The sequence below is a fragment of the Desulfitibacter sp. BRH_c19 genome, assembly GCA_001515945.1.
Classification (GTDB): Bacteria; Bacillota; DSM-16504; order Desulfitibacterales; family Desulfitibacteraceae; genus Desulfitibacter.
In genome coordinates, this window is sequence record LOER01000029.1 from 1 (window position 1) to 9,036 (window position 9,036).

Annotated in this window: 6 protein-coding genes and 2 pseudogenes; all 8 read right to left on the bottom strand. The window is 36.2% G+C overall.

The genetic code is table 11. The features are described from left to right. The 8 genes and pseudogenes from APF76_12785 to APF76_12820 all read right to left on the bottom strand — a co-directional run bounded on the left by APF76_12785 (position 1) and on the right by APF76_12820 (position 9,036). Positions 1-510, bottom strand: a pseudogene (locus APF76_12785). A 293-nt stretch (positions 511-803) separates the two neighbouring features. Then, complete coding sequence (locus APF76_12790; GenBank protein KUO50915.1) at positions 804-995, bottom strand: hypothetical protein; 192 nt, start codon at positions 993-995, stop codon at positions 804-806. Between the two features lie 702 nt (positions 996-1,697). Continuing rightward, positions 1,698-1,961 (bottom strand): hypothetical protein, encoded by a 264-nt coding sequence (locus APF76_12795; protein ID KUO50916.1) that lies wholly within the window; start codon positions 1,959-1,961, stop codon positions 1,698-1,700. 281 nt (positions 1,962-2,242) lie between these two features. Continuing rightward, entirely contained in the window at positions 2,243-3,526 is a 1,284-nt protein-coding gene (locus APF76_12800; GenBank protein KUO50917.1) for a hypothetical protein, read from the bottom strand. Between the two features lie 97 nt (positions 3,527-3,623). Then, on the bottom strand, positions 3,624-4,535 hold the full coding sequence (locus APF76_12805; GenBank protein KUO50918.1) for a glutamate formiminotransferase: 912 nt from the start codon (positions 4,533-4,535) through the stop codon (positions 3,624-3,626). 107 nt (positions 4,536-4,642) lie between these two features. Further along, positions 4,643-5,365: a cyclase gene (locus tag APF76_12810; GenBank protein KUO50919.1), complete on the bottom strand. Its 723-nt coding sequence runs from the start codon at positions 5,363-5,365 to the stop codon at positions 4,643-4,645. A 222-nt stretch (positions 5,366-5,587) separates the two neighbouring features. Next, on the bottom strand, positions 5,588-7,399 hold the full coding sequence (locus APF76_12815; protein ID KUO50920.1) for an adenosine deaminase: 1,812 nt from the start codon (positions 7,397-7,399) through the stop codon (positions 5,588-5,590). Between the two features lie 844 nt (positions 7,400-8,243). Next, positions 8,244-9,036: pseudogene (locus APF76_12820) on the bottom strand.

A 9,036-nucleotide genomic window follows, 5' to 3' on the forward strand; every position in this document is an offset into this window, starting at 1 on the left:
TTGTAAAGTAAGAATAACATCGGACTCTGTCCCAGGTGTTAAATCAAGCTTAGCACCATATTTTTCGATTCTTTCGTATCTTTCCTTACTCATATTATCAGGCATGATTACAACTGCTTCATAACCCATCAGGTTACAAATATACGCAACACCAATCCCAAAGTTTCCTGTAGAAGGACCCAATATTGTGTGTTCACCAGGAATAATATCCCCATCTACACATCCTTCCATTAAAGTAGCATATGCTGGTCCTACTTTGTGAGAACCAGATGGAAAAGGAGTCCCAAGCATAACGACTATATTAGCGTCAACACCTGTTAATTCTTTTGGAAGTACAATTTTATTAACTTCATTTTTTTCGTTTTTCCAGCTAATATTAAAGAGATTAATTGGGTCCAGTTCATTTTCTGCTTTAGCTTTTAAAGCTTTTTCTCTGATTTCTGGGGATATTGTTTCTGGGTGAAGCATCTCTTCATAAGTTGGACCAAAAGGAATCTTTTGTTTAGACATCAAAATCTCCTCCTATTAAAACTTTTTTATAAATTTTTATCTTATTCTAAATTGTTTATGAACATTCCATTATAGTAATTTCCCAAAAAGAATGCTGCCGAACACCAATTCAACAGCAAATAAATAGGTATTTATAATTAACTTAACTTATAATGTCATAAATCTTATTCAATGTACATGATAAATTTGCATATTCAGGTAAAATTAATCTAACCGATTTAAGTATTAGGATAAGGTAAAGGCTATTAATCAACATTTTAACTCCAGCTTGACAGTTTGTATAGGCCCTGTAACTACTGCTCTGTAATATCATCAAAATGTATTACAATAACCAAGGCACAGGTTCTTGCTGTACCCTTGCTTATTGACCTTGCGAGGGATATACTTAAATCCTCTTCCTTGTGTCCAGGTACAGAAATCATGCTTGTTGAAGCTGAGAAGTGGCTGGGGTTTTTTAAACTTTTTCGGGGAAGACTTAAAGCCATTGCTCCTACGTGAAAATCCCTCCTGTTACTACTACAAGAAGATCACAGCCTAGTTCCTTAACTTCAATAACTACTTCACTTCTACCTTCTCCTATATTAAATATCATTTACTTCTCCACCTATGCCATTCCACCTACTAAAGAGGTTGTTTTCAATGCCAAGTTGGTCTAATATTTTACCTATTGTCTGATTTATAATATCATCCAAAGATGTTGATGATAAAATGCCAGCATCAGGGGAAGTATTATTCCGCCTGCTCTAGTAACTATACTCATATTTCTATATGAATTAGGTTAAGTGGAGTCTCATGTGACACTCCTACTAAACGCCTTCTTTCTTTTAAAGATACATCAGCAGCTCTGTTAATTAGATTGCCCGTATAGCCATGTGCTAAACCACTTTAGGTTTTCATGCAACATGGAGCAATAACCATTCCATCTATAGGATATGAACCGCTTACCAATGAAGCACCAACATTATAGTAGTTGTATGTATATGAAGCTAAAGATTCTATATAATCAGTTTTGTAGTTAGTCTCAAGTTCTATATTCTTTTCCCCCCAGGGACTTATTATTAAATGACTTTCATATCCATTTTTTTAAATATTGTAGCAAATATATCCCATATATTACACCTGTAGAACCTGTAATCGCTACTATAAGTTTCAATTCAATTCTCCTTGTATATTCTTATAATTATTTTCTAGCATATTCTTTTAATTGTCTTATTACTAAAACCATTACGACTGTTACCGGAGTTATTACCTTTAGGGCTGTGTCTTTCATAACCCAGTTGATCTTCAATTTCAGCTTCAAATATTTCCTGTAGTGTTTCTTTAAACAAACCTTTTACTCTTTCGTGTACGTCTTCTACAGTGTGGCATTCTTTAGCTAGCTCTTTTACAACAGTTTTATCTTGTAAGTTTTGCATAAATGGATCATCTCCTTTAATGGTATTTTTAACCATTTACACAAAACTTAGTACATTCTCCATCCAGCTTATCACTAACTATACAGTAGAGCAAAACATAAAAAGTGATGTAGATTTTGCTAAAGATGTTATTAGCAAATATGTGTGCTATTAGTGATTCAAGCATAGGAGATATTCCCCATGTTGTGTTTATTTAGTTAAAAACTTTGCGTTTTGTTTGATAGGATAGCTATTTTATTGTTTTTTTGCACTAGAATCAATACTATATTCATTACTTTAGTCAATATTCCTTTGTTTCATTTGTACAATAAAATAAACTATGGATTTGCCCTTCTAAAAAAATGCTTTAAGTCCAGAGGAACAGTAGCATCAATTCCCATTTTACCCTGATGAATTTGATATGGATCTCTAGGAAATCCTGGCATTTCTTTGTAAATAATATTATTTTTGGGTGTACTTCTTGTAGCAATAGCCCACCATAGATCGGTCAAATCGTAGCAATTTACGTCCTCATCAACAACGACACAATATTTAAGCCATTTATCATTTTCAAAGGCTGTTTTAATTACTTCCTCAGGTTCATTATCTTTTTGTTTAGTTACTGCTATAGCACAATTAAAAACCATTGGACTTACATTAACACAGAAAACACGAATGCCTTTAGCAACTAGCGCTTGATAAATTGCCACTTCTTTTGCAAAACCTAAAAGCAGACAATCCTCCAAGGAACCTGCACTAATACTTTGAAAAATCGGGTTATCTTTTGTAAAGGTAATAGCAGTAACATTGACTAGATGATTGGGAATTGGTTCTACATAATAACCCATAAAATCGCCAAATGGGCCTTCTACTTCTTTAGTATGATGAGGAATGAACCCTTCGATTACTATTTCCGCACCAGCAGGTACTTCGAGATCAACAGTTTTGCACTTTACAAGTTCCAATGATTCACCACGAATCGCACCAGCAATATCAAGCTCATCAGCTCCGTAATCCAAACTGCTAACTGAAGCAAGTAATTCGGCTGGATGGTTTCCAATCACAACAGCTACTTCAAGGCCTTGATTCATGGTTTCAGCTTTATTTTGAATCTGAAACAAATGTGAAGTCGGCTCAAGCCTGATTCCAAGTTTATTATTACCTTTTATCTCCATGCGGTGGATTGAAATATTTCTTTTTTTAGTTTCAGGGTCTTTGGCAATTACAATTCCGGCAGTTAGATATGGTCCTACATCTTCTCTGCTAAATTTCAAAGCAGGTAATAATCCCAAATCTATTTTCCTGCCTGTGCAAACCTGATCCTGGCATCGACCTGTAGCTACTAACGTAGGTTTAATGGGATCTTTTAGTAAAGATAAGAATTTTTTATGCACATCGTTCACCTGGCAACCAAGTATTTGCGCCAAAATGTCTCTTGAAGCCATTAGATTTGTTAAAAAAGCAAATTCATATGGATGTGGATTATTAATATATAGAGTCTTATTCTTTTTAGCGTAGTCAAACTGCAGAGCCGCTAAGTCTTTAAAGTCTATGTAATTAAGCCCGTCTATTCGATCAGTGCTATGTAGTTTATTAACAAAATTCCTAAGATTTTCTTGCATGATATCCCCTTTCAAAAACATGAGATAATATGTCAGAGGACACTCCACTACTAGTTTGAGGAATGCCCTCACTTAAGTTGGTATTATCTATACTTGTTTAATCTCTATTTAATTCGACTAAGTGGTTATCTATGATTTGCTCACGATTAAAATTCTCTAGTTGCAAGAAATACTCAGCAGCCAGAACTAGAGCTTCTTGTGGAAGAGTGCCAATTAACTCTGAACCAACTACTGGTACCCCATAACGACCCGCTTCCATCTTTACAAGTTCATAAGTCCGAGAGATAGGTGTCTGTTCATAGTCAAACATATTCATTGAAACTGCTACTTGATCACGTTCAGTAAATTTCAAACCCACAGCTCGGACAGTACTAAACCCACCGCTTGGTCCCCTGACAATTTTGGCTATTGATTTGGCAATTTCCAAATTATTAGTTCCCAGGATAACATTATAGGCAACTAATGGTCTAGTTCCTGCGCTAACAATTACTGCACCGGCAGTAGGATGTAACGCAGCAGGACCAAGATCAGGAGCCCTTTCTGGGGTATTAGCAACTAATTTTAATGCTTCATATTGTCCCTTGCGGATATAGTCAAGACTTTTCCGTTTCGGATTCCTAGCATTTTCACCTGAGAAATAAACCGGAATTCCTATTTGCTTATATACCTGTTCGCCAATTATTTCTGCTAAGTCTATACATTCATCCAGACTAATATCCTTTAGAGGAAAGATAGGTATAGTATCCTGAGCCCCTATCCTTGGATGGCTGCCCGTCTGTTCTTCCATGTTAATTAGTTCTACAGATTTTTTAGTCATCTTAAGCAAAGCTTTTTGCAGAGGTTCCGGTTCACCTATTGCTTCAATAACCGTTCTGTTGAAGTCGGGGTCAGGAAAATATCCTACTAATTTAACACCTTTTTTGTTTCTGAACTCACCAACAACAGCTTCGATTACTTCTGTCCTTCGACCATCACTAAAGTTTGGTACAGTATGAATATATTGTTTCAATTAAATTCCCCCTAGCTATCATTCATCATTATTAATTACTATCTCCCTAATGAGAGAACCACCGGCACCTCTTGCTTTTAGTGGTAAATTAAAAGAATAGAAATCTTTTATTCCTCATTAGGAACCAAAGCAAATGCTCTAATGGGAGATCCACTACCATCGCGAATCCTTAAAGGAAGTCCCATAAATACAAATCTCGTTCCTACTACCCTATCTAAATTGCATAGATTCTCAGTATTTGTAGTGCCGTATTTACCACATGCTAAGTGTCCAGAATAATCCAAATCATCTGGTGTCAAATCTATTGCTGGAGCATCTACTCCTATATTAACAACACCTTTTTCAAATAACCATTCAGCTGCAGCATAAGAAACACCTGTATGTTTACTATTTGGTCCCCCATAGCCCTTATCTGGGTAAGTTCTTTCATAATGACCGGTATACATTAAGAAAATATCACCTTTTCTGATTTCTACGTTATATTTTTCAAGTGCTTCTTGAATATCATTAATTTCAATGGCTCTAGGATATCTTACATGTTTAAGATCAACGCAGATTGCATCTCCCCAAAATAGCCTATCATCCATTTTTTCTATTGTTGGACCTTCAGGATTGAATTCCCAAACTGCATCTGAATGAGTAGGTCCATGTTCACTAATTAGCATGTTTCTAGCTGAAAAACCTAATGTTTTAGATCCAGTTGCCTTCATATTCTCTTCATGAGTCTGATTGACCATAAAAAATGTCTTTTGGTGCATGCCAAATACTGGCATTCCTTGATATATCTCTTGACTTAAATCTATAATTTTCCACTTTTGATTAAAATTCATTTATTTATCCTCCCTGATAATATTTTATTTCCTCTTAGAATATCGTTAGAGTTTTTAGTATTTAATTGAGAGCATATGATATTCTTCTGGTAGCATCTAATGCTCCCATGCTGCTTTTAGGCCTGTATTGAGTCCAATATTTGATTTCACTACCTCACCATATCATTACAGGAATCTCCCATTTGAGATAAAAGATTCGTTAATTCTAAAAATCATGAATAGCTATTTAATAGTTGAAAGAACACAATAATTATTGGCATCAACTAAACCTTTATCGGTTATTTTCCATTTTGGGCTGGTAGTTAAGGATAAAAAAGCTAGATGCATAAATGGAGCGTGAGCTTTGCATTTAAGTTCCTCAGCGGCAATTCGATGCAAAGTAATCATTTGCTCTGTCAATTCATCGGCTACAAGTTCATCAGTCATTAGTCCACCTATTCTTAAAGGCAAATCTCCTAAAATTCTGGTGTCTTTTACAACAGCAACTCCACCTTGGATATCTATTACGTGGTTGACTGCCATTGCCATATCTTCATAATTAGTACCCATGACAATAATGTTATGGGTGTCATGAGAGACACTCTCAGCTATAGCTCCAGACTCCATTCCAAAACCCTTAACGAAGGTACGTCCAATATCCAACTGACCATGTCTACCTACAACAGCAATGGGTAATAAATCCTCACTTAAAGAAGGTTGTACATAATCATTCACTACAACCATTTCAGCTTCAAGTGCGTTAGTCAGGTTTTGATCCAGTATTAAACCAACACAACGAACATTAGCCTTATCCCCTTGTGCTGCCACCATTAAATCTTGAGTTCTAATATGACTACGTTTAACTGACATTTTAACGTATTCAGGATAAGTATATGAAGGCAGATCAAGCAAAAGCTTGCCGTCTTTAGCTATAAGTTTACCTTTCAAGTAGACTTCACTAATATCCATTTCATTAAGTTCACCGGAAATAACAGCAAGATCAGCCAGTTTGCCAGGAGCAAGAATTCCTATTTCCGTTAAACCAAGCCAAGTTGCAGGGTTAATTGTGGCCATCTGAATAGCTTCTACAGGATCGACACCTTGTTGTATAGTGCGCCGAATAATATCGTTCATATGACCCGTTTTTGCTATATCCTCAGCTAACATATCATCAGTAGCCAAGATTGCCCTCCTGGAATCCAAATGTTCTTCAGTAATTGCCCTGATACATTCTGGCATATTACGCTGGGTAGAACCTTCCCTCATTAGCATGTATACACCGAAACGTAATTTCTCAATCGCTTCAGCTTTAGTGGTAGTTTCATGACAGGAAATATCTGTACCACCACAAATAATATGAGCCGAAAGTTCATTTCCAAAAAGTTCTGGGGCATTGCCATCTACCCCTTTACCCATGCCCCTTGCATAAACTGTTGAAACAATAGTATCCCCGACCACAGGGTAATTGTGTTCATAGACAAACTTAATAGCACTTACTCCCTGAGTTTCGCCTATACCGGATACAGTAGGGTACTCCAGCATTTCCGAAATATCTTGAGACGTTACATTGTAACCTGCCGTCTCTAAGCCTGGTGAATCAGGGGTTAATGCAGGAACCCGGCAGTAAACATGATGCGGCATTTTAGCTGCCTCTACTGCCATAGCCTTAATACCTATAGGACCAAGAACATTGCCGATTTCATGGGGATCGGCAATTAAACATGTAGTCCCTGTTGGCAAGGATAATCTTGAAAATTCCGTTATGGTAAGCATGGCACTTTCAAAATGCATGTGGGCATCGATAAATCCCGGAGTTACATATTTTCCAGCTAAATCAACCACCTCTGTTTTTTCGCCAATCAAACCACTACAGTCTCCCACCATTAAAATATATTTACCTTCGATAGCAACATCAGCATCATAGATTTCGCGAGTGAGAACATTAACAACTTTACAGTTTTTTAAAACCCGTTCGGCAAATTTAGTCTGATCCAACAAAACATCTACGCACCTTTGACGTTCAGCAACTAATTTCAAATCCTTTGCACCTAACATAAGCTCACTCCCCTTCATATTTACAATATACAGTATGCCTACTATACTTTTTAAGCAAAATATGCGGCAAGTTAGTAGGCTATGCCATTACAAACAATAGCGTTTTTAAAGGAACAATCTTCCTACTTGGAGCTCAAGACTAATAAAAAATAACCAAAAATAATACCTTACTTATTGCATAATTTTTTTGGTTTTGTACTTTTTTAGTTTGTTTTAACCTTTTCCTGAATTACCCTAATCAGCTTTGACTGCAAAGCTAGTCAATTTCTCCTTGTCGATAGGCTTTCCAGCATGTCCAACTAAATGCAATCTGCCATTTTTTTCCTACCTGTCGACAATTTTAGTTAGTTAAATAGTTGGATATATGGTTCAAGGAGTTCTGCACCACCATTACAACTTCCTTTAGACCACTAACCCAATTTTTAATTGCCGCGTTTGTGTCTATAGAATAAAGGTCATGATTTTCCTAACGGGTTGTGTTTATACCCTTAGAAACATAACTAATAATTTGACCCAGTTTTAAACACAACTGTAAGTTGAACCGTTCATCTATATTACCCATGTTTAGATCTTTACAAATATCAAAACTACAATGGTTGAATCATGTTGTAATGCCATGTCATGATCATCCAACTTTCTGGAGTTTCCAAAAATGGCTTGATATCCACTATAGGAAACTTATCATTTCTTAATAAATAATATTATTTTTAATATAATTTTTGTAGCCAGGAAGCTGCTATCCATCTATGATAGGTACATAAAAACCTACCATTTTTAACAAATGCTAGGTCGGTTAAGAGACAAATACAGCACCGAAAATAGCTTTCAGTACTGTAATATATTGTTACCTTAGTTCTTTAATCAGTTTATCGTATTTTTGTGTTTTCGCAAACTCTTCTTCCCAGAAATTCATACTTCTCATGGAGTCAATATATTCTTTTGAGTAACCAAATGGCAACCAATCTTTTTCTTTTTGCTTAAATAGTTGTTCTTTATTATCTGATCTGCGGAAATCGTAAATGTTTTCTTCGTCTGCCTTTAAGAAAATATCATTAAACCATCTTTCTAAAACCATTCCTTCGTGTTCAAGATACCTTTCCTTTAACTCCTCTATTACTGATGGATAACGGTCAAAACCATCTGTTGCAATTGTAACCACATTGTCATCAGGTCCTAATCTTAGATGTTTTGCCATTTTAATTGCACCTAAGATATTACAGATAGATGAGACACCTAACTTTCCAAGCAGGTTCTTGGCAGCGACTTGGGAAACTCCGGCCTTGACAAGAACATCCTGACCATCTTCAATAATTTTTAGGCCTCTAACACAATCATCATCCTTGATTAGTGTTACAAAGTCTGTTGTCAACACATTGTGTATCAAAGTACACATTTTATCGCCTATTCCTTCTATTCTATGCTGTCCAAGACCACCAGTTGCAAGGGTAGAACACTCATATGGTTCTAATGCTGCAATCTTACATTCTGGAAATGCACTCTTAAGCTGATCACCAGCAGCTAATGTTCCAGCAGACCCTGGGGCTGAAGTAAAGCATGCTACCCTGCCGTTACCAATTCCCTTAACTGCTTCAATTGCTGAGTTTCCAGTAACGTATCTATGGAAACGATAGTTTGGA